The organism is Stenotrophomonas sp. LGBM10, assembly GCF_046736075.1.
Lineage (GTDB): Bacteria > Pseudomonadota > Gammaproteobacteria > Xanthomonadales > Xanthomonadaceae > Stenotrophomonas.
Genome location: NZ_CP177163.1, coordinates 241,992 through 266,556, shown reverse-complemented (window position 1 = coordinate 266,556; position 24,565 = coordinate 241,992). Strand labels below are relative to the sequence as shown.

The window sequence follows — 24,565 nt, the reverse complement described above, 5'->3', positions numbered from 1 at the left end:
GTGTCCATGCGGGTGCGCGCTGTTCAGCACCCGCAGCTTTCCTCGGTATCGAGGGTCGATTCCTCGATCGCCCAGCCGCCTTTGCCGATGTACGCGGTGACCGGTACCGGTTTTTCAGTTGCCACGGTGATGCTACGCCCCGTGTCATCCGTAACGCCCTGGGCGAGGACGTCGCCATCCCGGGTGACGATCTTGTAGTAGATGTCCGGCCGGGGCGCGTCTTTGCCGTCCACCACCCTCAGCTTGCCGCGATACTTCATCCGCGGAAGGAGCAGTGACGGCAGCGGCGCGATCCTGGCTGCGCGGCTTTCCCCACCCATGAACGGATGCTGCCCGGCCTTGACGGTAAACGTGCCCGGGCAGCTGAAGGTGATGTTGCCGCCCTCCAGCGTGATCGCGCTGTTGCCGGCCTGCAGCACCACCTTCTGCTGGGCCAGGATGTCGATGCGGTCGTCGGTGGCGGTCACGGTGATGGCCTGGTCGGCCAGCAGTTCCAGCTCGCCGGTGTTGGACTGCAGGCTCACCGGGCCGTTGGCGGCAATCACCTTGACCGGCCCGGTCTGCGCAAACAGCGCCACGTGCTCGCCGGCCACTGCCGACACGGTTTCGCCCGCGCTGACCTGCAGGTCCTGCTGCACGGTCATCTGCAGGTTCTGGCCGGCATAGGCCACCGCGCTGGCCGGGGTGGTCCAGACGATGCGGTCCGGCGAGTCGGCCAGCAGCAGCGGGGCGGCGAAGCGCTCCACCGGGTCCTGGCCCGGGCTGCGCCCGCCGCCCGGCTTCATGCCGGACTGGCCGTTGACCTGGCTGCCGTACCTGCCCTCGGCGGTCGGGTCGATCCTGGCGCGCAGCTGCGCGGTGCTGGTGAGTGCGCCCAGCGGCGGCACGTCCTGCTTCTGCAGCGTGTCGTGCATCGCCTCCAGCGCCCGCTCGGCGCTGCGCAGCTGCTCGACCGCCTCATGGCTGTCCAGCACCGTGGAGGTGGCGTCCTGGCGGGCACTGGTGGACAGCAGCAGGCCCTGGCCGGCATGCACGTTGCCCCAGCCGTGGGTGGCCAGCTCGAAGCCCTGGCCGCGCAGCGCGCCACGGCGGGTGTCGCTGTGGTCGATCAGGTAGCCCAGCTCCAGCCGGCTGTCGGCCAGCGAGGTGTGCAGGCGCGTGCGCAGCTGGCCGGTGGTGTCGTCGATCACCCACTGCTGGGTGCCGCTGCCATCGTGGGACTGGGTGTGCAGGCCGCTGAGCACGCCGGGGTGCTGGGCGGTGTCGTCCAGGCCGCCGCCGAAGGGCGGGGCGACCTCGCCGTTGTAGAGCTGGCCGGTGATGCGCGGCTGGTCGATGTCCCCGTGCAGGAACTCCACCAGCACCTCCGCGCCGATGCGCGGCAGGAAATGCGTGCCCCAGTTGGGGCCGGCCACCCACTCGGCCACCGGCACCCAGCTGCCGCTGGTCTGGTCGCCCGGCGCATGGCCTGCGCTGCGGCTGCCGGTCTCGGTCATGCCGCCGGCGTTGGGCGCCACGCCACGCTGCCAGCCGAACTGGATGCGCACCTGGTGGTCGCGGCTGGGGCTGACCACGCTGTCGGCCACGCCGACCACGCGAGCGGTCTGCGGGCCGTGCAGGGTGGGGCGGTCCTGCGGCAGGGCGCGGATCGGGGTGTCGTGCGGGGCCGCCACGAAGCGGTTGCGGTAGCTGCCCTGCTCCAGGGCCGCTTCGCCGAGCAGCTCGACGATGCCGTGGCCGAGGTTGTTGACCGCCGCATGCGCCACGGCCAGCAGCACGAAGGCCTGGCCCTCGTGCTGCGGATGCTGGGTGAGGGTGAAGGCGCTGCCGGCGGCCAGCGTGCGCACCGAGCCGCTGCCCTGGAACAGGGTCATCGGCACGCGCAGCGCATCCAGCCGGGCCTGCGCCTCATCGGCGGCCAGCGCGGCCTGCGCAAAGCGCCCGGCGCGGGGCTGCACGTACACCTCCAGCACCGGCAGCTCGCCGGCCTCGGCCTGGCTCTGGCCACTGACGGCAGTGAGCTGCTCGCTGTGCCAACTGGCCACGCTGCTGGCGTTGGGGACGAGCTGGCGCTGCTCGGCAAACGCGGTGATGCCATCGCGCGCCTCGGCGATGTCGCTGCGGTGGAAGCGCTGGCTGCCCAGCGCAGGGCGCTCGGCGGCCGGGTCGAATACCACCAGCGTGTGCGCGGCCTCGCCGTCCTGGGTCTGCTCGATGCACCAGGCCAGGCCGGCCTCGGCCAGCAGGCGGGTGACAAAGCCCCAGTCGCTCTCGCGGTACTGGGTGGTGATCGCACGGGCCGGCAACGCGGCTTGCACATCGAAACGGAAGGCGGCCTGCGGGTAGTCGGCGAAGATCTGCTCGCAGATGGCGCGGGTGTCCAGGTCCTGGAAGATCACCGCGTTGCGGCGCAGCGCCAGCAGCGCGGTCCACGGCTCCAGGGTGAGCCGGTAGCGGGCCAGGCCGCCGTCGCTGCCGAGCTGGGCCACCTCGGTGCATAGGCCGTGCCACTGGCGCATGCCGCCATCGGCCCGGCGCACCTGCAGCGTCAGGGGCTGCTCCAGCCACGGCGCCATGTCCAGGAACGCATCAGTGGACAGGCAGTCGATCTCGAACCGGGTGCTGCCGCAGACCGCCTCCTGGCCCTCGAAGCGTTCCACCACCAGGCCGGTGGCCGGGCCGAGCAGCTGGATCAGGCGCGCCTGCTGGGAGGGGGCGCCAAGGGTGGTAAGCGCCGCAGATCGGGTGATATCCATATCGTCGACAGGCTCCTGAAGCAGTGGCGAGGATGCGCGCGATCCGGCGCGACATCCGCATGACGCCGGCGGTGCGGCGTCATGCTGAAGGGTCGATCACCCGCCTCAGGGCAGGGTGATCGTGATGTGCGCGGTTCGCTGTGGCATCTGGACAACGTCGTTGTAGGCGGCCATGCGTTGCTGGGTTTCGTGACCCAGATAGAAGCGCAGGCCGAAGAAGCCGATCACGCCGAACCCTGCCACCAGTGCGGCGGGCAGCCACAGCGGAACAACGCGACGCAGGCTGTGGCGGATGTGGTCCGGCGGCAGCGCATGGGGTGCGAACCCGTGGCGCTTGCCCTTGAGGTAGACGATCTCGTCGCCCAGCCGCGCGGTGAGGTAACCGAGCTTCTCGGTGCCTTCCAGGCGGTACTTGCCCTCGAAGCCCATCAGCAGGCAGAAGTGGTACACCTCCAGCGACGGCAGGCGCGGTGCGCCCTGACGGCGCAGTTCTTCCAGCCGGTCGAAGAAGTGCTCACCGGCCAGATGCTCGCCGAACAGGCGCAGCTGCAGCGGGTTGCGCTCCCATATCTCATGCAGCGCCGAGGGCTGGGACAGAATCGCCTCATCCACCGCCGCGCAGAACGCGTACTTGGCGGCGTAGACATCTTCGGAGGCGATGCCCATGCGGTTGGCATTGCGCTCCACACCGTCGAGGAACTTCTGCACGGTCTGCACGAACGCTTCGGCATCCGCCGGCAGCTGCCCGCGCTTGAGCAGCAACAGCAGGTAGAAGCCGTCGGCCATCAGGTCCTGCAGGCTCTGCGGGTTGGCCGCCTGCGGCGATGGCGCGGCCATGCCGCCGTGCGAGCTGAGCGAAGGCATCGGGCCCGGGGTAGGGGGCAGGGGCGAATTCATCATGAGGTCACCGCGACAAGTTCCATTTTGAGATCGGCAACGCCGGCCGGCACGTAGATCATCAGCGACTGTGCCTTGAGCATCCGCTCATACAGCGCGCCGCGCGAATCCAGTTCGAAGTAGTGGCTGCCAGGCCGCACCGGGATCGCGGCGGGCACCTGGTTGGCGTGCGCCAGCTTCACGCCGGGCAGTGCCGAGAGCACGCACTTTTCCACGTCGTCGGGCGCGCCAACCTTGAAACGCACCGGCACCATCTGCACCAGTTCCTGGGCGGGGATGTCGGCCGATACCGCCAGGTAGAACGAGGCGTTGTCGTCGATGCGCTGCGAGTCCAGGCGTCCGAGGTGGTAGGACGGCTTGATCTCGTTGAGCGCGATCTTGAAGTAGCGCGCCGAGATCACCGTGTCCAGCAGGTTGCGGATGATGTCGAACAACTGGCGGAACCCTGCCTCCGGCTGGGTGTGCTGATAGCGCGGCAGGTCGTTCAGCGCGTACGCGTTCGAAAACGTCAACATCGCCCCGGCCATGCGCAGCAGCTCCTGGTGCAGCCGCTCGGGATGCAGCTGCGGATGGTGGTACAGATGCGCCAGCGCACTGAACGAGGAGTTGATGGTGTGCAGCAGCCAGAACGAGGCAATGTCGCCCGAGCGGAACTCGATGATGTTCTTGGACGGCTCGCGGTGCAGGCCATACAGCGCGTCGACCTTGGCCTGCAGCGAATCCAGGATGCCGCGCAGCTCACGGTGCAGGGTGGGCGAGGCTTCCAGGTGCGCGCACGGCGGAATGAAGTCCTCATCCAGTTCGAAGCCGCCGGTGGAGGTGCGACGGATGCGCGCCAGCGCAACAGTGGCGTAGGAGTCGCGTGGATGCTCGTCGGTGAGCAGCTTGACCGCCTTGCCGAGGAAGCCGAGTTCGGCCTCCACCGCATCGGTGAACAGGTCGTTGGCGGCCCGGTTGACCTGGCGGTAGCGCGCCAGCTGCGCGGCGTCGGCATCGGCACAGTTGTCGCCGTCGTCGCGCAGCAGGGGAAGCCCGAGGTGGATCACGGTGGACTGCACGCCGGGCGGCAGGTCCTTCAGCGACAGCGCATCGGGCAGCGCATCGTGGACGGGTGCGTCGTAGCTCTCGCCATCGGGGAACACCGCCGAGATGTCCAGCGGGCGGAGCGTGCCACCGTTCAGCGCCTGCGGATCGAAACGCACGCGACGGCAGCCCCATGCATACGGGTGCAGGGTCAGCGAGAGATCCTGCAGCCGTGCCTCGTGGTATGCGTCCTGACGCTGGAAATGCTGGGGTCGCAGAAACAGACCCTCACCCCAAAGAACCTTCGACATCCTGCTTACATACGCCACATTTCAATCCTTGGAAATTTCAGGCAAACCGCGCCCGATGAACGCTAGGTTTCCACACACATTCCCAATACAGGAATGTGAAAGTGCGCTCCGCCTCACAGTTTCGTTGTGTGGCGATGCTTGGATACTACCGTATGCTGGAATTCTGACGTCAGAATGAAGTCACCCCTCAGCGAGGAGAGACGCAGCGCACGGATGCCAGACTGCTCGGATCACCGGAAAGCCGTGTGACCAAGGCCGGGCTGTCAGTCGTCAACGCGCACGCATGGATTCCCACGGTAATACCGTCGGCAGGCAGCGCTTTCTGTTTTCCGTCGAATGTCAGGCGCCAACGGTTGTCGGCCGGTGCACGGAACAGGGCGACCACGCCCAGTACTCCCGCGCCTTCGCTCAACTGTTCCTTCAGCTCCTGGCGCGCGCCGGGGGTCAACACGATCTCATTGACCGACAACAGGTCCGCGCCAAGGGCGGCCTGCTCGCCGTTCTGGTCGAGGAAGGCGTTGAACGGGGCCTGTTCGAAGCGCTGGGCGCTGCGCAGGTGGTAGATCTTCACCACCGCGGCGGTAGGGCGCTTGTCATTGCCGGCGTTGAGATTGGTACCGGCATACAGCCGCAACGGGATGGTCGGCGGGGCATCCGGCGGTGCTTCCTTGATGCCAACGGCCTGTAATGTCTTGTCCATAGCCTTGCCGAGACCACCGCTGGCGCACCCCGACAAGGACAATGACATCGCCGTGACAACACATAAGAGAGTGTGACGGCCTAAGCAAATATTTCGGCTCATGAGAGGCTTCATGCATTCTCGGGCGAAAAAGGACAGGGAGAGTGATTCATGCGCGGGAGTCCATTGCGCATACAGCAGGACGCGGAAGAGGGTGTGAAAATCTGCGGCGTTGCATTGAAGCAATCTATGCGCTTCACTATACCCTTGCGTATTTGCAGTTGTACACTTGCGGCGGTAGGGGACGGAATCCCGTGTGTAGTATCGGCGGGGACCGGTCTTACCTTTAGGAGTTTCTACGAGGGATTGGCATGAAAGTGAAGGAAAAGGGGAAGGCCGTCTATCGGCCGATGCTGGCATTGGTACTGCTGTCGGGTTTGGCTGCATGCGCATCGACGCCGAAGAAGGCGGTGGTGCCGCCCTTCGACACGTCGATGACGACAGCCGAAGCGCAGGTCACCACGGCAGGTGCCGAAGCGGCAATCACGAGTTTTGAAGCTGCCTCTCGCGCCGATCCGACCCGCAAGGAACCGTGGGTGCGCATCGCGCAGCTGCAGTTCGACCAGGGCAATTACGCGCGTGCCATCGTGGCCGCCGAAGAAGTGCTGCAGCGCGACCCGGACGACCTTGTCGCCGATGGCGTGCTGACCGTTGCCGGTTTCCGCATCGCCAACCAGTCGCTGAAGCGCCTGCAGGGCCGCGGCGCACTGGCGTCGGACACGGCCCGCAAGGAAGCCCAGACGCTGGCCACCACGCTGCGCACCACGATGGGTGAAGCCATCCTGGAACCGCCGGCGAAGCCGAAGGCCACCCGTGCCGGTCGTCGCACCGCCCCGGCTGCCCGTCGTACGACCACGCCCGCGGCACCCGCCGCGCAGCCCGCGCGTCCGGCTTCGTCCGGTGCCGGTGCGGACCCGTTCCAGAACGTCGGCGGCAACTGATCCGCATTTCGTACGGCCCCCAGTCAGGAGACACCGATGGCCAAGAAGGACAGCATTCAAAAGCGGTTGCAGAAGATCCGCCCCCCGCGCGTGCAGCTTACCTATGACGTCGAGAAGGGCGACGCGATCGAGCAGAAGGAGCTGCCGTTCGTGGTCGGCGTGCTCGGCGATCTGAGCGGCAACCCGGAGCAGCCGTTGCCGAAGGTCAAGGACCGCAAGTTCGTCAATGTGGACCTGGACAACTTCGATGAAGTGATGGAAGGCGTGGCACCGCGTGCGGTGTACCGCGTTCCGAACAAGATCAGCGACAGCGGCGGCGAGTTCGGCGTGGAACTGAAGTTCAATTCCATCGACGATTTCCGCCCCGAGTCCGTGGTCGACCAGATCGAGCCGCTGCGCAAGCTGCTCGAATCGCGCACCAAGCTCGCCGACCTGCGCAACAAGCTGGCCGGCAACGAGAAGCTCGAGGATCTGTTGACCGATGTCCTGAACAACACCGAGCAGCTCAAAAAGCTTGGCACGGGGAAGGAGGAGTAAGCCATGGCAGCAGAAGCTACCGGTGTTGCCGAACAGGCGTCCGCCGCGGTCGAGGAGATCGGCCTGCTCGACCAGATCGTCGAGAAGAGCAAGGTCGCCAAGTCCGAAACCGAACACCAGCGTGCCAAGGACATCATCTCCGAGCTTGCCAAGGAGGTGCTGGAAGGCACCGTGGTGGTGTCGGACAACCTCAACCTGACCCTCGATGCGCGCATCGCCGAGATTGACCGGATCATCTCCGAGCAGCTCAGCGCGGTGATGCATGCCCCGCAGTTCCAGCAGCTGGAAAGCACCTGGCGCGGCCTGCATTACCTCTGCCAGCAGACCTCCACCGGCCCGAACATGAAGATCAAGGTCTTCAACGCGCCGAAGAAGGATCTGGTCAAGGACTTCAAGTCCGCGATCGATTTCGACCAGAGCGCGCTGTTCAAGAAGGTCTACGAAGAAGAGTTCGGCACCTTCGGTGGCGCGCCCTTCGGCGCCCTGGTGGGCGACTACTTCGTTGGCCGCCAGCCGGAAGACATGTACTTCATCGAACAGATGTCGCACGTGGCGGCCGCCGCGCACGCACCGTTCATTTCGGCAGCGTCGGAGAGCATGTTCGGTCTGGAGACCTTCACCGACCTGGGCAAGCCGCGCGATCTGGCCAAGGTGTTCGATACCGTCGAATACGCCAAGTGGAAGTCCTTCCGCGAGAGCGAGGACAGCCGCTACGTGGGCCTGACCATGCCGCGCTTCCTGGGTCGCCTGCCGTACAACCCGAAAGACGGGACCACGGTGGAAGGCTTCAACTTCGTTGAAGACGTCGATGCCAGCGACCACAGCAAGTTCCTGTGGTGCAACACCGCCTACGCGATGGCCGCGCGCCTGACCCACGCGTTCGAGGACTTCGGCTGGTGCGCGGCGATCCGCGGCGTGGAAGGCGGCGGCCTGGTCGAAGACCTGCCGACCCACACCTTCCGCACCGATGACGGCGAAGTCGCGCTGAAGTGCCCGACCGAAGTGGCGATCACCGACCGTCGTGAAAAAGAACTCAGTGACCTCGGCTTCATGCCGCTGGTGCACTGCAAGAACACCGACTACGCCGCGTTCTTTGGCGCCCAGTCGGCACAGAAGCCGAAGAAGTACAACACCGATTCGGCCAATGCCAATGCGATCCTGTCTGCCCAGCTGCAGTACATCTTCGCCGTCTCGCGTATCGCCCATTACCTCAAGGCGATGATGCGCGAGAAGATTGGCAGCTTCGCATCGGCGGGCAACGTCGAGGAGTTCCTGAACCGTTGGATCTCGCAGTACGTGCTGCTGGACGACAACGCCTCCCAGGAAGCCAAGGCCCAGTACCCGCTGCGCGAAGCCGCTGTGAACGTTTCGGAAGTGCCGGGCAAGCCCGGTGTCTACCGCGCTGTGGCGTTTATCAGGCCACATTTCCAGCTCGATGAGCTGTCTGTTTCGTTGCGACTGGTTGCCGAACTGCCGGCGACTGCAAAGAAGTCGTAACGCTTTGATGTTGCTGTAGCGTCAAGGGACGGATGTCCCGATTTGCAGTGACGTTTTTCTAAGAGGGCTAAACCCCCTGAACCGCCGGGAGCAATCCCGGCACCCAATCTCACGGAAGACCGGAACTTAGGAGACCAGATATGCAGCACGCTTTTCTTTCCATCGACACCATCAAGGGCGAGTCCCACGACGACAAGCACAAGGATTGGATTGAGATCCAGTCCTTCTCGCAGGACCTCCTGCAGCCGCGCTCGGCCACTGCGTCGACCTCGGGTGGCACCACTGCCGCGCGTGTGAACCTGTCGCCGATCGAAGTCACCAAGTCGATCGACCTCGCCTCCACTGCTCTGAACCAGGCGGCTGCCAACGGCACCACCTTCCCGAAGGCCCGCATCGAGTTCATGCGCGCCGACAAGGACGGCAACGCGATCAATTACTACCTGGTCGAGCTGCTGAACGTGCTGGTTCACCGCGTCACCACCACGGTCGATTCCGATGGTATGCCGCAGGAAGTGATCCAGCTGAGCTTTGGTGCGATCAAGTGGACCTACCAGCAGCAGAAGCCGGAAGGCGGCGTTGGTGGCAAGGCCGTGGCGCAGTGGAGTGCAACCAAGAACATTCCGAACTACGCCGTTTGATGTTGTGTCGCTGCGATGGCGCCTAGCGCGCCATCGCAGTCTGAAACGCCACTGGCAGTACATCGGGCGCGGCCAGGATCGGCCGCAACGCGTGTTGCCCCTCTGCACGATGCAGGGACGCAGACAGACCGGAATGACGAATGAAGGGACTCGAACCCAGCTTGCTCGAGAAATTGTTCGACGATGCCCCCAAATCCAACGGGGGAGGGCATGTGTTCAAGTCCGTATCGCTGGAGCAGTACAAGGAATCGATCGCGCGCGACTTGGAGGGCCTGCTCAATTCCCGGGCCGCCTTCCAGGAAGACGACATGGCGGCGTTTCCGAACTGCAAGCAATCCCTGTTGACCTATGGACTGGCCGATTTCTCGGCGATGAGCCTGGCCAACGCCTATGACCGTGCTGCGATCTGCCGCTCCCTGGAGCAGGCCGTGGCGCGACACGAGCGCCGCCTGAAGAACGTGGGGGTAAGCCTGGAAGTGGGCTCCCAGTTCGGCGGCGGCCTGCACTTCACCATCCATGCGCTGCTCGACCTTGAGCCGGCGCGGGAGCCGGTGAGCTTTGACGCGATGTTGCAGCCCTCGACCCTGCAGTACCAGGTCAGCCGCATGCGCCGCCAACAGGCGACGGTCTGACATGCAGGATCTGTTGCCTTACTACGAACGCGAGCTGGCTTACCTGCGGCGCTATGGCCGCGAGTTCGCCGACCGCTACCCCAAGATTGCCGGGCGCCTGCAGCTCAATGCCGACGGCAGCCAGGACCCGCACGTCGAGCGCCTGATCGAGGCGTTCGCGCTGCTCAGTGCGCGCGTCTCCAAGCGCATCGAGGACGACTATCCCGAGTTCACCGACGCGCTGCTGGACGTGCTCTATCCGCACTACCTGCGGCCGTTCCCGTCGTGCTCGATCGCGCACTTCGACATGGACGGCGTGTCCGCCAAGCTCAGTGCGCCGATCACGGTGCCGCGCGGCACGGCCCTGCAGAGCCGCCCGGTGCGCGGTGTTTCGTGCCGCTTCCGCACCGCCTACGACGTGGTGCTGGCACCGATCGTGGTGCAGTCTGCCGTCTATCGCGGTGTCGCCGAGGCACCGATGGCCACCAGCCTGCCGGCGGGCAGCGGTGCGCAGATCTCGTTGAATTTCCGCCTGGTCTCCGACCAGGCCAGTTTCGACACGCTGGGCACCGACGCCCTGCGCCTGTTCCTGGATGGCGAGCCGTCGTTGCGCGCCGCGCTGCGCGATGCGCTGGCGCTGGGCGTGAAGGTGGCCTACGTCGAGGCCGATGGCGGCGGCCGCTGGCGCCGGCTGGAGAGCGTGCCGCTGCGCCAGGTCGGCTTTGCCGACAACGAGGCGCTGGTCGATTTTCCGGCGCGTTCGCATCCGGCCTACCGCCTGCTGACCGAACTGTTCGCCTACCCGGAGAAGTTCGGGTTCGTCGACCTGGACCTCAAGCCGGTCACGGCCGGTGCCAGCCGCAGCTTCACCCTGCACCTGATCCTGCACGCCAGCGCGCCCGAGCGCGGCAACCAGCTGGTGCTTGAAGACCTGAGTGCGAGCAACGTGCGCCTGGGCTGCACGCCGATCGTCAATCTGTTCACCCAGGCCGGCGAGCCGATCCGGGTGACCCATCGCACCGTCAACTACGCGGTATTGCCGGATGCCCGGCGGGCGTTCGCCTATGAAGTGCATTCGATCGATTCGGTGCACCGCATCCGCCAGACCCCTCAGGGCGAGATGATCCAGGCGTTCCGGCCGTTCTATTCGCTGCATCACGGCGAAGACCCCGACCGCACCGGGCAGTACTGGGTGGCGCGCCGCGATGAGGACATCGCACGGCAAAGCCCCGGCTTCGAGACGGAGATCAGCTTCGTCGATCTGGCGTTCAACCCGACGCTGCCGCAGACCGATACCGTCAGCCTGGAGCTGACCTGCAGCAACCGCGACCTGCCGAGCCAGCTGGCCCACGGTGTGGCTGGTGGTGATCTCAGCCTGGAGGGGGGCACGCCCGCACGCGCGATCGGCCTGCTGCGCAAGCCGACCCGGCCGATGCGCTTCCGCCAGGGCAAGAACGCGCAGTGGCGACTGATCTCGCACCTGTCATTGAACCAGTTGTCGCTGACCGGCAGCGGCCTGACCGCGCTGAAGGAAATGTTGCGCCTGTATGACCTGTCCGGCAGCAGCGTATCCGCGCGCCAGATCGACGGGCTGGTGGCGCTCGAACAGCATCCGGTGACCAGCTGGATGTCCGGCAAACAGTTTGCCTCGGTGGTGCGGGGCCTGGAGATCCGACTGACCGTCAACGAGAACCATTTCGTGGGGGCCGGCATCGCCGCGTTCGCCCAGGTGATGGATCACTTCTTTGCACTGTACGTGCATGCCAACAGTTTCACCCGGCTGGTGCTGGTCTCCAGCGAGTCGGGGGAGGAGATCGTCCGATGTCCGGCGCGAAGCGGCGAATCGATCCTGGCGTAGCGCAGCAGCTGCTCGCCGAGCCGCATCGCTTCCAGTTCTTCCAGGCGGTGCGGTTGTTGGAGCAGGTGTTCCAGCGGCAGGGCGTGAAGTCCGGTCAGGCTGTGCCCATGCGGGTGCGGTTCCGCAACTCGCTGTCGCTCGGCTTCCCGGCTACGGAGCTGAGCTCCGAAGGCGTGGCGTACTCGCTGCAGGGCGACCGGCTCGAGGATGCGGCCGCGATCGAGGAGGCGCTGATCGGCGAGACGCTCGCCGAGGTGCATCTCACCCCGCAGTTCATGGGCCTGCTCGGCACCGCGGGTGCGCTGCCGCTGCACTACACCGAGACCCTGCAGTTGCGCGAGCTGTACGAGCGCGACCGTACCGCACGTGCGTTCCTGGATATCTTCTCGACCCGTGCGGTGTCGCTGCACTACGCGGCCTGGAAGAAGCACCGCCTTGCCCTGCAATACGAAATCGACCGCCGCGAGCGCTTCCTGCCGCTGATCATGTCGCTGTTCGGCATGGGCATGAACGAACTGCGCGACCGGCTGGTGGACGGCCACGGCGATGTGTTCGACCAGGCCTTTGCCTACTATGCCGGCGCCATCCGCCAGCGCCCGGTGTCGGCGGCGTTGATGCAGCGCGTGCTCGCGGACTACTTCCAGGTGCCGCTGGTGCTGGAGCAGTTCGTGGGCGCCTGGTACCGCGTGCCGGCCGGGCAGGCCACGCGGCTGGGCCAGGCCAACGCATCGCTGGGCTCCAGTGCGCTGGCAGGCGACCGTGTCTGGCAGCGCGATCTGCGCATGCGGCTGAGCATCGGCCCGCTGCGGCGCGAGCAGTTCGACGACTTCCTGCCGGGCGGCAGCGCCGAGCAGGCGCTGGCGAAGTGGTTGTCGCTGCTCACCGGTGGCACGCTGGAATATGAGGTGCGGCTGGTGCTGCGCCAGCAGGACGTTCGTGGTTCGGGACTGGGCGCCGGCAATGGCGCCCGCCTGGGCTGGGACAGCTACATGTGTTCGCGGGCTGCCGAGGGCCCGCGTTCGGACACCACGTACGGCATCCATACACTGCAATGAACCAGCAAGGAGCGCGTTTCCCCGCATGAGCATCAATCTCAAGACCCTGATCAGCAAGCTGGACGACACCTGCCGTCTGGCCGCCGAGCGTGCTGCCAACCTGTGCATGTCGCGTGGCAACTACGAGGTTGATCTGGAACACCTGTTCCTGGCCTTGCTGGAGCAGCCGCAGAGCGATTTCGTGTTGATCGCGCGGCGCTGCGGGATCGCGCCGGAAGCGCTGGAGCGCGACCTGTCCGATGAAATCAGCCAGTTCAAGACCGGCAACAGCCGCACGCCGGTGTTTTCCCAGCACATTCCCAAGCTGTTCGAGCACGCCTGGCTGATCGCCTCGCTGGACTCGGAAACCAGCCGCATCCGCAGCGGTCACCTGCTGCTGGCGCTGATGACCGAGCCGGAGCTGTCGCAGCTGGCCTACCGCGGGTCCAAGCTGTTCGTGCGCTTCAAGGTGGACGCGCTCAAGCACGATTTCGCCAAGCTTACCGAGGGCTCGCAGGAAGCCGGGCAGACGGTGCGCAACGCCGATGCCGGGGCGGGCGAGGGCGACCTCGGCGGTGAGACCGCCGCCGCGGTGGACGGGCAGAAGGGCGGGTTGTCCAAGACCCCGGCGCTGGACCAGTTCACCACCAATCTCACCGAGCGCGCGCGCGAAGGCCGCATCGACCCGGTGATCGGCCGTGACGCCGAGATCCGGCAGGTGATCGACATCCTGATGCGTCGCCGCCAGAACAACCCCATCCTCACCGGTGAGGCCGGTGTGGGCAAGACGGCGGTGGTCGAAGGCCTGGCGCGGCGGATTGCCGAGAAGGACGTCCCCGACGTGCTGCTGGGCGTGGAACTGCACACCCTGGACATGGGCCTGCTGCAGGCCGGCGCGAGCGTCAAGGGCGAGTTCGAGAACCGCCTGAAGAACGTGATCGACGAGGTCAAGAAGAGTCCGCATCCGATCATCCTGTTCATCGATGAAGCGCACACCATGATCGGTGCCGGCGGGACCGCCGGACAGAACGATGCCGCCAACCTGCTCAAGCCGGCCTTGGCGCGTGGCGAGCTGCGCACCATCGCGGCCACCACCTGGAGCGAGTACAAGAAGTACTTCGAGAAAGACGCCGCGCTGGCCCGCCGTTTCCAGGTGGTCAAGGTGGAGGAGCCCACCGAGGCGCTGGCGGCAGCGATGCTGCGCGGCATGGTTGGCCTGATGGAAGCGCATTTCAACATCCGTGTGATGGACGAAGCGGTCACTGAAGCGGTGCGCCTGTCGCACCGCTACATCAGCGGCCGCCAGTTGCCGGACAAGGCGGTCAGCGTGCTCGATACCGCCTGCGCCAAGGTGGCGCTGGGCCAGAGCGCGACGCCGGCGATCATTGAAGACACCCGCAAGCACCTGGACCGGCTGGCGGCCGAGCTGTCGGCACTGCAGCGCGAAACCGCCGGCGGCGCCAATCACCATGCCGAGCGCCTGGGCGAGCTGCGCCAGCAGCAGGCCGATGCGCAGGCGGTGCTGGCCACCAACGAACAGCGCCTGACCAGCGAACGCGCCCTGGCCGACCAGATCCGTGCGCTGCGCGAGCAGATGGAAACAGCAGGTCCGGACGCGCCCGTCGATGCCGCTGCCCCCGCCGACAAGCCGGCGCGTGGCAAGAAGGCGACCACCAGCGCATCGCCGCAGCAGACCGAGCTGGACCGCCTGCTGGGTGAGCTGCGTGCATTGCAGGGCGAGACCCCGATGGTGCCGCTGCAGGTGGATGGTGGCGTGGTGGCCGAGATCGTCTCGGCCTGGACCGGCGTGCCGCTGGGGCGCATGGTCAAGGACGAGATCCGCACCGTGCGCAACCTCGGCGGGCTGCTGGTCGAGCGCGTGATCGGCCAGGACCACGCATTGGAGGCCATTGCCCAGCGCGTGCGCACCGCGACCGCCAAGCTGGAAGACCCGAACAAGCCGCGCGGGGTGTTCATGTTCGTCGGCCCGTCCGGCGTCGGCAAGACCGAAACCGCGCTGGCGCTGGCCGACATCCTGTATGGCGGCGAGCGCAAGCTGATCACCATCAACATGAGCGAGTACCAGGAGGCGCACAGCGTTTCCGGCCTGAAGGGGTCGCCGCCCGGCTACGTCGGCTACGGCGAGGGCGGCGTGCTGACCGAGGCGGTGCGCCGCAACCCGTACAGCGTGGTGCTGCTGGACGAAGTGGAAAAAGCGCACCCGGACGTGCTGGAGATGTTCTTCCAGGTGTTCGACAAGGGCCAGATGGATGATGCTGAAGGGCGTGAGATCGACTTCCGCAACACGCTGATCATCCTCACCTCCAATATCGGCTCCTCGCAGATCATGCAGGCGTGCCTGAACAAGCCCGCCGAGGAGATTCCCACCGCCGATGCGCTGGGCGATGCCCTGCGCCCGGTGCTGATGAAGAGTTTCAAGCCCGCGTTCCTGGGCCGCATGAAAGTCGTGCCGTACTTCCCGATCAACGACGACGTGCTGGCCCAGATCATCGCACTCAAGCTCGGTCGCATCCGCGACCGCGTGGCGGGCAACCACAAGGCCACGTTCTTGTGGAACGACAGCCTGGTCGAGGCCGTGCTGTCGCGTTGCACCGAAGTGGATTCCGGTGCACGCAACGTTGATCACATCCTCAACGGTACGCTGTTGCCAGAGATCGCGGAAAGCGTCCTGGCGGCGATGGCCGAGGGGAACCGGATCAACGCCATCAAGGTGACCGCAGGGAAGAACGGCGCCTTTAAATACACGTTGTCCTGAGTTGACTTGATAGGAGACATGAATATGGATTTTTACGGATTCAACCGCGCCAAGGCCGTGGCCAACTGCGACAGCCTGAACCTGGGCCTGGCCCGCGACACCGATAATGTCCGCGCCTGGAACCGGCTGCGCCCGGAACACATCGTCGAACTGCTGCACGGTGCTGCTGCCGATGCGCGCCAGGATGCGCGCAATCTGGCTGCGCAGATCAGCCGCGGCAGCTGGCGGATCTACATGCAGGCCCCTGCCCAGGGCAAGGCCAACCAGCTGGTCAGCAACGCGCGTGAAGTGGCGGTCAGTGCCGGTGGGCGCGATTACCGCCTGCAGCTGAACGAAGGCAGCAAGCTGCAGCTTGAACGCATCACCCAGTCCGCCTGACCGATAGGCGACAAGGCGCTCGCCGCAGGCAGACTGCGGCGGCGTCGTTCGTCGGTAATGGGATGTAAATTGTGATTTAAATCACAATTTGAAAGCGATCCACGTGAGAACACCTGCAAGGATTGACGGGTGAAGATCGCGTGGAGAGTCCTGTTCTATGCTGTCGATCAAAATCAAACCAGACGATAGATGTCGCTGGACAATTGAATGCGGGGAGCACCATGGATTCGGTAACCAAGATAATCGCCGCGCTCGCGGCACCGGCGCAGACGCAGCGCCTGCTGCAACTGAACACATCGTTGGGGAGCGATGTGCTGGTGGCCGAAGCGCTGAGCGGCGTCGAGCAGATCGACGGCGCTGGTTTCGTGCTGGACGTTACCGCACTGTCGGTAGACGCCCAGCTCCCGCCCGATGACCTGCTGGGGCAGCCGGTGCTGCTGCAGATGCAGGCCACCGGCGCCACGCGCGATTTCCACGGGCATGTCACCGCCGTGGAGCGGCTGGGCAGCAATGGCGGCCTCGCGCGCTATCGGCTGCGCCTGCAGCCGTGGCTGGCGTTCCTGGCCCAGCGTGTGGACAGCTACGTGTTCCATGACCGCAGCGTGGTGGAGATCGTCGAGGACATCTTCGCCGACTATGCCGGTCTGGTGCCGGCCTGGCGCTGGTCGCTGGCCGACCGCAGCCAGTACGCCAAGCGCAGCCTGACCACGCAGTACCAGGAGTCGGACCTGGCCTTCCTGCAACGGCTGCTTGCCGAGGAAGGCATCTACTACTGGTTCGAACATGCCGGCGACCCAGGCAACGCCCGGCTGGGCGCGCATACGCTGGTGCTGGCCGACAACCACCAGGGCGCCCGCGATCTCGGGTCGGTCCGTTTCCATCGCAGCGATGTGACCGAGCGCACCGACAGCGTGCAGCAGTGGTCCACCGCACGGCGCTGGTGCACGACCAAGGTCGCGCGTGCGAGCTGGGACTACCGCACCCTTGAACTGCGCCAGGCCAGCGCCGAAGCCGACACCGCGCACGGCGCGGCCGGCGAAGACATCGATACCAGCGGCCCATACGGCTGGCAGGACAACGCCCGCGGCCAGCGTCGCGCGCAGCAGCATCTGGATGCACTGCGCGTGCGCGCGCACACCATCGAGGGGCAGGGCAGCTGGCGCCAGCTGGTGCCGGGCGCGCAGTTCCAGCTCGGCCAGCATCCCGGCGTGGACGCCGGCACGGCCTTCCTGTGCCTGTCGGTGCAGCACCAGGCCCGCAACAACCTCGACGCGGACATCTTCGACGCGCTCGAACAGCAGCTCGGCCCGGTCGCGCAGGCGCCGCTGGCGCTGCCGGTCGCACTGGCCGGTCTGGCCGCCGCCGCACCGGCGCAGGCGGTGACGTCCACCTTCTACGACAACCGTTTCGTGGTGATTCCCGCCGACGTGGTGTATCGCCCGCAGACCGAAGACGGCCACGGCGTCCGCCTGCACCCGCGCCCCTCGATCACCGGCACGCTCAGCGCCATCGTGGTCAGCGACGGCGAGCCGCTGCAGTCCGACCGCGACCATCGCATCAAGGTGCAGTTCCCGTGGCAGCGCGGCGGTGCCTCCAGCACCGGCCAGACGCACCCGGGCGGTGACGACAATGCCCCGGCCAACGGCGGTGCCTGGACGTGGGTGCGGGTGATGACCCCGTGGGCCGGCGACAACTGGGGTGGGGTGGTGCTGCCCCGGCGCGGCCAGGAAGTGCTGGTGGCGTTCCTGGAGGGCGACATCGACCGCCCGGTGGTGGTGGGTGCGGTCTACAACGGCCGCGGCCAGGACCAGGCGGCGCACAACCAGGTCGCCAGCGGCGGCGCGCAGGCCACCGGCAATGCCGCCGCTTGGTTCGAGGGCAACGACCACGGCGCGGTGTTCACCGGCTTCAAGAGCCAGGCGCTGGCCGACAGCCAGGGCGGTGCGGGCGGTTACCAGCAGCTGCGCCTGGACGACACGCCCGGGCAGGGCCGCGCGCAGCTGTCCACCACCCAACATGCCACCACGCTGACCCTCGGCCACCTCAAGGGCGGTGAGGACAACGTACGCGAGGCCGAACGCGGCTTCGGCGCGGAGCTGTCCAGCCAGGCGTTCGGTGCGCTGCGCGCGGGCAAGGGCCTGCTGCTCAGCACCGAAGGCGGCGAGCCGCAGCTGGCGGCCAACCAGGCGATGGCGCAGCTGCAGGAAAGCACCGAGCTGGTGGCCACCCTCAACGAATCGGCCCACAACCAGCAGGCGATGCTGCCGCAGGAACCGAGCGAGCTGCCGGCGCACCAGGCGCTGCTGCAGCTGCAGGAGAAGCTGGGCGGCATCCAGAGCGGTGGTCCGGCCGGCAGCATCCAGGGCGGTGATGGCGAGGCGCCCGGTTGGGACGCGCCGACGCTGATGGGCAGCGGCGTGGCCGGTGTGATGAGCCTGACCCCAGCCGACCAGGTGTGGGTCAGCGGCACGCAGACCACGCTCGCCAGCGGAGTGGCGCTGAACTGGCTGAGCCAGGGCTCGATCACGCTGGCGGTAGCCGGCGGGCTGGTGCTGTACACCGCCGGCAACGAGGCCAAGGCGGACAGCCCGAACACCGAACGCGGCATCGCGCTGCACGCCGCACAGGGCAAGGTCAGCGCCCGCGCGCACAAGAACGTGGCGCAGCTGGCGGCCAAGACCGCGGTAAAGATCGCCAGCACCGAGGCAGACGTGCTGGTGTCGGCGCCGGCCAAGCACGTGCTGGCCACTGCGGCCGGCGCGTACCTGCGCATCGAGGGCGACAACATCGAGCTGGGCGCGCCGGGCAAGGTGGAGTTCAAGGCCAGCCAGCGCGAGTGGACCGGGCCGGCATCGGTCCCGGGTTCCGTGGTGCTGGTCAACACCGCTGAAGCCTTCAAGCTCAAGTACGTGCTGCGCGACTACACCGGCAAGATGATGGCCAATGCGCCGTACACCCTGCTGATGCCCGACGGCACGATCAAGGAGGGCACCACCAATGCCCAGGGCGAGACCGAGCAGGTGATGACCGCGGGCCCGGAAACCATCCATCTGATCGTTGGCGAGGACGAGCAGCAGCACGAAGGCTACTACCTCGCTCCCGAAGAAGGTTGAGTGGCCATGAAGGCCCCCGCCGGACACCTCCAGGAAGAATGATATGGCGAATGGAAATTTCAGGCTGACGTACGAAGACGGCAACCGTGGCGTGCATCCCGCCGCCAAGGTGCGCTATCGGATCCTCCAGCTGCCGGGGCGCGAACAGGTCGCGACGGGCGCAACCGACGCCAATGGCTACACGCTCAACGTGGACAGCCAGAAGCAGGGCTACTTTCCGCTGACCAGCGTCAGGCCGATTGCGCCGGTCATTCCGATGAAGGCGCCGACCCTGCTGCGCTTCACCCTGCAGGTGTGGGACTACGACCTGCAGCAGTGGGCCGAGCCCGACCTGAAACCGGTCTCCAAGCCGGTGCACGGTGGCAAGAACGAACTGAGCATCGGCACCAACGCGATCACGATGGCGCCGGTGGTCTGCGAGCTGTCGCTGCAGCCCTACGTGCGCGTGCTCTTCCAGATGCAGGCCAACAACACGCCGATTGCCAGCGCGCCGTACGAGGCGGTGATGCGCAACAAGGACGGCGACGAAGTGGCCGGCCTGGATGCGGCGCGCAAGCCGGTCAAGGGCAGCACCGGCAAGGACGGCATGACCCCGCGGATCACCTGCAACCAGCCGCTGAAGTTCAAGTTCACCCTGCCGGGCAGCAAATCCGGTCGCAACACCGAACTGCTCGTGCCGTTGATCAAGGGCCAGCAGGTCACCAAGTACGTGCTGGGCCTGAAGAGCCAGATCGCCTCCACCGAACCCAAGGATGGCCGTACCGCGAACATCCAGGGCAAGGTCAGTGCGCCGGCGGTGCTCAACCCGCAGGCCGAGGAGATGCTGCTGCTGGGGCCCAAGGAGTGGGAAGAGTTCGAAGCGCTGAGCGGCACCATCGAAAACACGATGGCCGGGCTGCATCGCGCCCGCGACAAGCTCACCCTGGCGCTGCAGGGGCGCAGTCCGGAGGAGGTCAAGGCGGCCGAAAAGGCGCTGGGCATCGCCGAGGATGACGTGGCGAAGATGTTGAACGACAAGTTCGACAAGCTGACCGAGCTGCAGGAGCTGGTGACCTTCGAGACCTACGACAAGGGGCGCACCACCGGTAACGGCGGGGTCAAGGATCGCATGGGCATGCGGCGTCGCTACATTCCCAAGGCCAAGTACGAGGATCTCAAGCGGCGTCGGGTCAAGGGCATCCCGATCAAGGTGGACATGGGCGTGGCAGGCAAGGTCAAGGCCGGCAACACCACCGCGTCCAACAAGGCCAAGCATGACCCGTACAGCAAGGAGGACTTCGACCGCGCCAAGTTCATGGAGTCGCTGAAGAAGATCACCACGGCGGCGAAGGTGAGCAAGGAGGTCAAGACCGACCCGTACGTGTTCGACTTCATTGAAGTGGCCGGCAACGAGTTTGCCGAGACGGTCAAGAAGAGCGAGAGCTACGAGGTGCAGAGCTCGGCGCAGTGGCTGCGTTTCGTCGCCGGTGCCGGCGCCAGCGCCGAGGCGAACTGGGACCCGAAGAAGAAGACGGCCAGCGTAAAGGCGCAGGGCAGTGCGTCGGCCAAGCTGGTGCTGCTCGAAGCCAAGTGGGTGCATACCTACTCGGTGCCCTCGGCCAAGGGCTGGCAGATGCAGTTCCAGAACATTGATCTGGGCGCGATCGTATTCGTGGTGGCCTGCGAGCTGTACGGCTTCCTCGGCGCGAAGGCGTCGGTGGTGGGTTCTGCCGAGCTGACCTACGTAGGTGGCAAGCCGACCGCAACGCCCACACCGCGCGATCGCGGCGATTCGATGTCCGAGAATTTCGACACCGCCCACGGCCTGCCGCGTGCGAACCTGGACCCGGCGCGCGTGGTGCCGATGGGGCAGAACGAAGGCGCGCCGAAGGGCAGCAAAGCCGGTGTGGAAATCAACGCCGAAGTCTTCGCCGGTATCGAAGGCGGCATCATTCCCTCCGGCGATCTGCGCTGGCTGCCGCCGGATCGCCGTGAGCCGGTCAGCTTCGCCAAGCTGTCGGTGGACATCGCCGGCAGTGCCGGTGCGGGTGCCAAGGCGCAGCTGGTGATCTACTACGCCAAGGGCAAGTTCCGCATCAAGGCGGCCGCCCGTCTGTGCTGGGGGCTTGGTGCGAAGGGCGCGGTCGACTTCGCGGTCGATGCCGGCGGCATGGTCGAATTCGTGAAGTGGGTGTATTACCAGCTGGCACATGCCGGCTTCAAGGCGCTCACCTACATCGCCCAGGACGCGTTCAAGGCGTTGTCGCAGATCCTGTTCATGGTCATTGCGGAGGACAGCAGGGTCGGCAAGTACCTGACCGAGTCGTTCGCGACGGTCAATGCCATGTTCGATTCGCTGCAGGCACGCCTTGAGCGCGCCGAGGCCCGCTCCAAGCTGGTGGACAGCATCAACCAGAAGCCGGAGTGGCTGGTCTACGCGACGCCGGAAACCCGCGGCATGCTGCTGTACGCCATTACCCGCCACTACGTCGAAACGCACAGCCGCAACGTACCGACGATGGATGTGGGTTGGACCGACGTGCAGGTGCATGCGCTGCCGGCACACAAGCAGGCGATCCTCAACGTGATGCTGCCGATCACCACACGCCCGGAATGGGAAAACGTGATGCAGCACATGACCATCGACGGCCGCCGACGCGCCGACTCGGGCAAGGCCGAGGGCGACGTGGTGCGGTTCCTGGATTACGGCTGGTCGTTGAACAACGATCTGCCGGCGGTGTTCAAGCAGATGAACGTGCTGTCGCGCGACAAGCCCAAGGACCTGGGCAACTCCTATCTGCAGAAGTACATCGAGAAGCGCGTCGCGCTGCTCAAGGAGTTCCCGCGCGGCTACGAGGTGGCCTACCTCAACTCCATCGACGATCCGGTGCAGCTGGCTGCGCTGGATGGCAGCGAATCGCCGACCTTCGCGATGATGGATCCGGTGGACGTCTGGTTGAATCGCGACGACACCACCATGATGGCCTGATGCCGGTGCCGGCCGGGAGGCTCAGCCTCCCTGCCGGTCTGCACGCTCAGCGTGCTGCGGTCGCGCAACGGAAGCCGTTGCCGCCATTCGGATTGGGATTGCCTTCCAGCACATTGCCTTCGCCATCGGTCATCGGGCCCGGTTCAGGCACGCGATGATTGCGGGTGAAGGTCATGGACGTGATCGAGAGCTGATCGGCGGCACGGTCCGTGCTGCTGCGCTGCACGCGCTCGGTGCCCGAGGCCGGGCCACGCGGATTGCGGGTCTGGCTGGGATCGTACTCGGGGGCGTACCAGTCGGCGACCCACTCATAGCCGTGGTCGACCATGTCGTACAGACCGAGGGGGTTCGGCGGGAACGCCCCCAGCGAGCTGGTTCGCGAACGCGTGCCATGCATGTCGGCGAAGGCATCGTACTGGGCGATGCTGGACAGGTTGCGCCCGTCATCGAGCGTACCCGTATCGGTTGCGTACACCCGCATCTTGCCGCCGGCGCGCGCCGCATACTCCCACTGGGCTTCGGTGGGCAGCGTCATCGGGGTGCCAATCTGTTTGCCGATCCATTCGCAGTACGCGACGGCCTGGGACCAGCTCACGCCTGCCGCGATGTCGGGCAGGGTGCGGAAGGGCCGATCCAGTTCGCTCTGCGCCACCCGCGGTTTGCCCACCGCATCGGTATACACATCGAAGTCGGCAAAGCTCACTTTGCGCGCCTGCAGCCCGTAATCGTCCAGCGTCACCTTGCGCAGTACATCATCGTCGGTGACGCCGGAGTAGGGCAGTTTCTCGTCGTTGTGCTGCGGGCCGAAATCGCCCATCAGGAACGTGCCACCCTGGATCCGGACCAGTTGCGCGCGTGTTTTCGCTTTCAGTGCATCGACCGCCTTGGCCGCATCGGCGGTGGACGCTTTTGCCGGCGTGGCGGCCGCCTTGCCGTCATCGGCGTGGCACGCAGCCGTCCCCAGGATGAGTGTCATCGGCAGCAATGCGGCCATCAGGGTGCGGTTGGAAAGCATGCCAGGTTCCTTTGACAGTAATGCCTTGAATAGTAACAAGCAGCCTGCTGGCAATGTGAATGCTGGCGCACAGATGCGGAGGTGCGCGACGCGTCAGGTCAGCGTGCGCGCCTGCGCGTTCCGCGCACGTTTTTACGCGGCCACAACAGCACGCCGAGACCAACGCCGAGCGCGCTGAGCACCAGACCGAGGCCGCCCCAGATCAGCGAGAGGCCCCAGTCGGCGAAGGTGCTGTCCAGGCGCGCCTCGTCGGGTGCGTCGGCGCGATAGCGCACCTTCACCGTGTCGCCGGTGGCATGGTCGGCGGGGAAACTGCACTGGCCGCTGACAAACTGATACGGCTGGTCGTCCTCGGCAATGAAACTGATTCGCGGACAGTAGAACTGCCGGCGCTGGCCATCGCTGTCGCGGTCGGTCGACCAGACGTCGACCACGCCGACCACCTCGCCGTTGGCGCTGAGCGACGCGGCGCGGAAGCGCAGTTCCTCGCGCGCGAACCAGGCGGTCAACGCCAGCATGCACAGCCCGATGGCCAGCAGCGTGGCCCACAGCCAGTGCACGCTGATCTCGTCGGAGCGTCCGTCGGGGCGCAGTGCATTCATCCGCGTGACGCGCCGCTTACATCGCCGGGCAGGCCGGATCCTTGCCCAGTACCGCGGCGCAGACCTTGCGGCGGCAGTCGATGCCCTTGAGCGTGTTCGCGCCCGGGCAGCGGCGCAGCTGCGACTGGATGTTGGAGCTGGTCGAGGCGGTCGACTTCTTGCCGCCGATGCTGTCGAACGCGGTATTGGCGTCGGCATCCTGCTGGCGTTCGTCGGCCTGGATCTGGGCGATCAACGCATCCATCGACTCCGGCTTGGCCTGCGCCTTGGCCTTGGCCTTTGGCTTGTCCTCTTCCTTGATGATGCCCAGCAGCGTGCCGAGAAGGTTCTCGTCGCCCTTGGACTTGTCGCGTGCGGTGCGCGCAATGGCCGCGCCGGAGGCCGCGGGTGCGGCCGGACGTGCGCTGCTCGCAGCGGTGCCGGCAGCGGTGGCGGTGGCCACGGCGGCGCCGGCCGCGGGTGTCGCCGGATCTGCGGCATCGTTGCCTGCGCCGGTTGCGGCAGATGCGGTGCCGGACGCTGCGTCGGCCGGCGCCGGCGCCGCGTCGACGATGGTCGCGCCACCTGCGTCGGGTGCCGGTACGGCCGTTGCGTCCGCGCTGCTTTCGGGAGGCAACGAGTAGCCGATCGGTTCTTCGGTGCCGGTGCCGGTCGTCATCCGCCAGGCGGCCAATGCGGCCACGACGACGACAGCCATCGCCAGAAGCGACAGCCACAGCCAACGACGTGATCGGGCACCGGTTGCGGGTGCGGCGCGTGCGGCGCCGGCCACCGGCCGTCCTTCCATGTCAGCCAGGATCCGGCCAGAACTTGCTGCCGGACTCTTCGCCTGCGCTCCCCCTGAGAGCAGACTTGGTCGATTTATTCCGCC

The 24,565-nt window shown here is 66.2% G+C and carries 18 protein-coding genes; 11 read left to right on the top strand and 7 right to left on the bottom strand.

The window, feature by feature from the left end; genetic code table 11:
• Positions 1 to 23 precede the first annotated feature (23 nt).
• From ACLB90_RS01055 to tssJ, 4 genes are all read right to left on the bottom strand, one after another.
• The gene (locus tag ACLB90_RS01055) at positions 24 to 2,756 is read right to left on the bottom strand and encodes a type VI secretion system Vgr family protein (RefSeq protein WP_411851222.1); all 2,733 of its coding nucleotides are present in this window, start codon (positions 2,754 to 2,756) and stop codon (positions 24 to 26) included.
• Positions 2,757 to 2,861: 105 nt separating this feature from the next.
• Entirely contained in the window at positions 2,862 to 3,653 is a 792-nt protein-coding gene (gene icmH, locus ACLB90_RS01050; RefSeq protein ID WP_411852667.1) for a type IVB secretion system protein IcmH/DotU, read from the bottom strand.
• The gene (gene tssK, locus ACLB90_RS01045; protein ID WP_017356832.1) at positions 3,653 to 4,987 is read right to left on the bottom strand and encodes a type VI secretion system baseplate subunit TssK; all 1,335 of its coding nucleotides are present in this window, start codon (positions 4,985 to 4,987) and stop codon (positions 3,653 to 3,655) included. The genes icmH and tssK overlap by 1 nt, the downstream gene beginning before the upstream one ends.
• Before the next feature lie 187 nt (positions 4,988 to 5,174).
• Positions 5,175 to 5,789 (bottom strand): type VI secretion system lipoprotein TssJ, encoded by a 615-nt coding sequence (gene tssJ / locus ACLB90_RS01040; protein WP_411851221.1) that lies wholly within the window; start codon positions 5,787 to 5,789, stop codon positions 5,175 to 5,177.
• 248 nt (positions 5,790 to 6,037) lie between these two features.
• Here tssJ and ACLB90_RS01035 point away from each other — a divergent pair, with 248 nt between their 5' ends.
• The 11 genes from ACLB90_RS01035 (at position 6,038) to ACLB90_RS00985 (ending at position 22,077) form a co-directional block, all read left to right on the top strand.
• Positions 6,038 to 6,667, top strand: a complete 630-nt coding sequence (locus ACLB90_RS01035) for a tetratricopeptide repeat protein (protein WP_017356834.1) — start codon at positions 6,038 to 6,040, stop codon at positions 6,665 to 6,667.
• A 36-nt stretch (positions 6,668 to 6,703) separates the two neighbouring features.
• Positions 6,704 to 7,204: a type VI secretion system contractile sheath small subunit gene (tssB, locus tag ACLB90_RS01030; protein ID WP_017356835.1), complete on the top strand. Its 501-nt coding sequence runs from the start codon at positions 6,704 to 6,706 to the stop codon at positions 7,202 to 7,204.
• A 3-nt stretch (positions 7,205 to 7,207) separates the two neighbouring features.
• Entirely contained in the window at positions 7,208 to 8,701 is a 1,494-nt protein-coding gene (tssC, locus tag ACLB90_RS01025) for a type VI secretion system contractile sheath large subunit (RefSeq protein WP_017356836.1), read from the top strand.
• Between the two features lie 140 nt (positions 8,702 to 8,841).
• Entirely contained in the window at positions 8,842 to 9,339 is a 498-nt protein-coding gene (locus ACLB90_RS01020; RefSeq protein WP_017356837.1) for an Hcp family type VI secretion system effector, read from the top strand.
• A gap of 140 nt (positions 9,340 to 9,479) precedes the next feature.
• Complete coding sequence (gene tssE, locus ACLB90_RS01015) at positions 9,480 to 9,971, top strand: type VI secretion system baseplate subunit TssE (protein ID WP_017356838.1); 492 nt, start codon at positions 9,480 to 9,482, stop codon at positions 9,969 to 9,971.
• A 1-nt stretch (position 9,972) separates the two neighbouring features.
• The gene (gene tssF / locus ACLB90_RS01010; RefSeq protein ID WP_411851220.1) at positions 9,973 to 11,808 is read left to right on the top strand and encodes a type VI secretion system baseplate subunit TssF; all 1,836 of its coding nucleotides are present in this window, start codon (positions 9,973 to 9,975) and stop codon (positions 11,806 to 11,808) included.
• A complete protein-coding gene (gene tssG, locus ACLB90_RS01005) occupies positions 11,772 to 12,863 on the top strand; it encodes a type VI secretion system baseplate subunit TssG (protein ID WP_411851219.1) in 1,092 nt (363 codons plus the stop codon). The genes tssF and tssG overlap by 37 nt, the downstream gene beginning before the upstream one ends.
• A gap of 25 nt (positions 12,864 to 12,888) precedes the next feature.
• Positions 12,889 to 15,618 carry a type VI secretion system ATPase TssH gene (gene tssH, locus ACLB90_RS01000; RefSeq protein ID WP_411851218.1) on the top strand — a complete coding sequence of 910 codons (2,730 nt, stop codon included), beginning with the start codon at positions 12,889 to 12,891 and terminating at the stop codon, positions 15,616 to 15,618.
• 18 nt (positions 15,619 to 15,636) lie between these two features.
• Positions 15,637 to 15,996, top strand: coding sequence for a hypothetical protein (locus ACLB90_RS00995; protein ID WP_411851217.1), 360 nt, complete (start codon positions 15,637 to 15,639; stop codon positions 15,994 to 15,996).
• A 221-nt stretch (positions 15,997 to 16,217) separates the two neighbouring features.
• Positions 16,218 to 19,109, top strand: a complete 2,892-nt coding sequence (locus ACLB90_RS00990) for a type VI secretion system Vgr family protein (protein WP_411851216.1) — start codon at positions 16,218 to 16,220, stop codon at positions 19,107 to 19,109.
• A gap of 43 nt (positions 19,110 to 19,152) precedes the next feature.
• Positions 19,153 to 22,077, top strand: coding sequence for a DNA repair protein (locus ACLB90_RS00985; protein ID WP_411851215.1), 2,925 nt, complete (start codon positions 19,153 to 19,155; stop codon positions 22,075 to 22,077).
• A gap of 46 nt (positions 22,078 to 22,123) precedes the next feature.
• On the opposite strand, the gene ACLB90_RS00980 is transcribed toward ACLB90_RS00985, so the two are convergent.
• Genes ACLB90_RS00980 through ACLB90_RS00970 form a run of 3 tightly spaced genes read right to left on the bottom strand, consistent with a single transcriptional unit; the run spans position 22,124 to position 24,391 of the window.
• Positions 22,124 to 23,131 carry a formylglycine-generating enzyme family protein gene (locus ACLB90_RS00980; protein WP_411851214.1) on the bottom strand — a complete coding sequence of 336 codons (1,008 nt, stop codon included), beginning with the start codon at positions 23,129 to 23,131 and terminating at the stop codon, positions 22,124 to 22,126.
• A 59-nt stretch (positions 23,132 to 23,190) separates the two neighbouring features.
• Positions 23,191 to 23,694: a DUF3592 domain-containing protein gene (locus ACLB90_RS00975; protein WP_411851213.1), complete on the bottom strand. Its 504-nt coding sequence runs from the start codon at positions 23,692 to 23,694 to the stop codon at positions 23,191 to 23,193.
• Between the two features lie 16 nt (positions 23,695 to 23,710).
• Entirely contained in the window at positions 23,711 to 24,391 is a 681-nt protein-coding gene (locus ACLB90_RS00970; protein WP_411851212.1) for a hypothetical protein, read from the bottom strand.
• Positions 24,392 to 24,565 lie beyond the last annotated feature (174 nt).

What these genes read in the sequence shown, in the direction of transcription:
- ACLB90_RS00985 (WP_411851215.1), top strand. Translation starts at nt 19,153, where the DNA reads ATGGCGAATGGAAATTTCAGGCTGACGTACGAAGACGGCAACCGTGGC.
- ACLB90_RS01055 (WP_411851222.1), bottom strand. Translation starts at nt 2,756, where the DNA reads ATGGATATCACCCGATCTGCGGCGCTTACCACCCTTGGCGCCCCCTCC.
- icmH (WP_411852667.1), bottom strand. Translation starts at nt 3,653, where the DNA reads ATGAATTCGCCCCTGCCCCCTACCCCGGGCCCGATGCCTTCGCTCAGC.
- tssJ (WP_411851221.1), bottom strand. Translation starts at nt 5,789, where the DNA reads ATGAGCCGAAATATTTGCTTAGGCCGTCACACTCTCTTATGTGTTGTC.
- tssG (WP_411851219.1), top strand. Translation starts at nt 11,772, where the DNA reads ATGTCCGGCGCGAAGCGGCGAATCGATCCTGGCGTAGCGCAGCAGCTG.
- ACLB90_RS00995 (WP_411851217.1), top strand. Translation starts at nt 15,637, where the DNA reads ATGAATATGGATTTTTACGGATTCAACCGCGCCAAGGCCGTGGCCAAC.
- ACLB90_RS00970 (WP_411851212.1), bottom strand. Translation starts at nt 24,391, where the DNA reads ATGGCTGTCGTCGTCGTGGCCGCATTGGCCGCCTGGCGGATGACGACC.
- tssH (WP_411851218.1), top strand. Translation starts at nt 12,889, where the DNA reads ATGAGCATCAATCTCAAGACCCTGATCAGCAAGCTGGACGACACCTGC.
- tssK (WP_017356832.1), bottom strand. Translation starts at nt 4,987, where the DNA reads ATGTCGAAGGTTCTTTGGGGTGAGGGTCTGTTTCTGCGACCCCAGCAT.
- tssB (WP_017356835.1), top strand. Translation starts at nt 6,704, where the DNA reads ATGGCCAAGAAGGACAGCATTCAAAAGCGGTTGCAGAAGATCCGCCCC.
- tssF (WP_411851220.1), top strand. Translation starts at nt 9,973, where the DNA reads ATGCAGGATCTGTTGCCTTACTACGAACGCGAGCTGGCTTACCTGCGG.
- tssE (WP_017356838.1), top strand. Translation starts at nt 9,480, where the DNA reads ATGAAGGGACTCGAACCCAGCTTGCTCGAGAAATTGTTCGACGATGCC.
- ACLB90_RS01020 (WP_017356837.1), top strand. Translation starts at nt 8,842, where the DNA reads ATGCAGCACGCTTTTCTTTCCATCGACACCATCAAGGGCGAGTCCCAC.
- ACLB90_RS01035 (WP_017356834.1), top strand. Translation starts at nt 6,038, where the DNA reads ATGAAAGTGAAGGAAAAGGGGAAGGCCGTCTATCGGCCGATGCTGGCA.
- tssC (WP_017356836.1), top strand. Translation starts at nt 7,208, where the DNA reads ATGGCAGCAGAAGCTACCGGTGTTGCCGAACAGGCGTCCGCCGCGGTC.
- ACLB90_RS00990 (WP_411851216.1), top strand. Translation starts at nt 16,218, where the DNA reads ATGGATTCGGTAACCAAGATAATCGCCGCGCTCGCGGCACCGGCGCAG.
- ACLB90_RS00975 (WP_411851213.1), bottom strand. Translation starts at nt 23,694, where the DNA reads ATGAATGCACTGCGCCCCGACGGACGCTCCGACGAGATCAGCGTGCAC.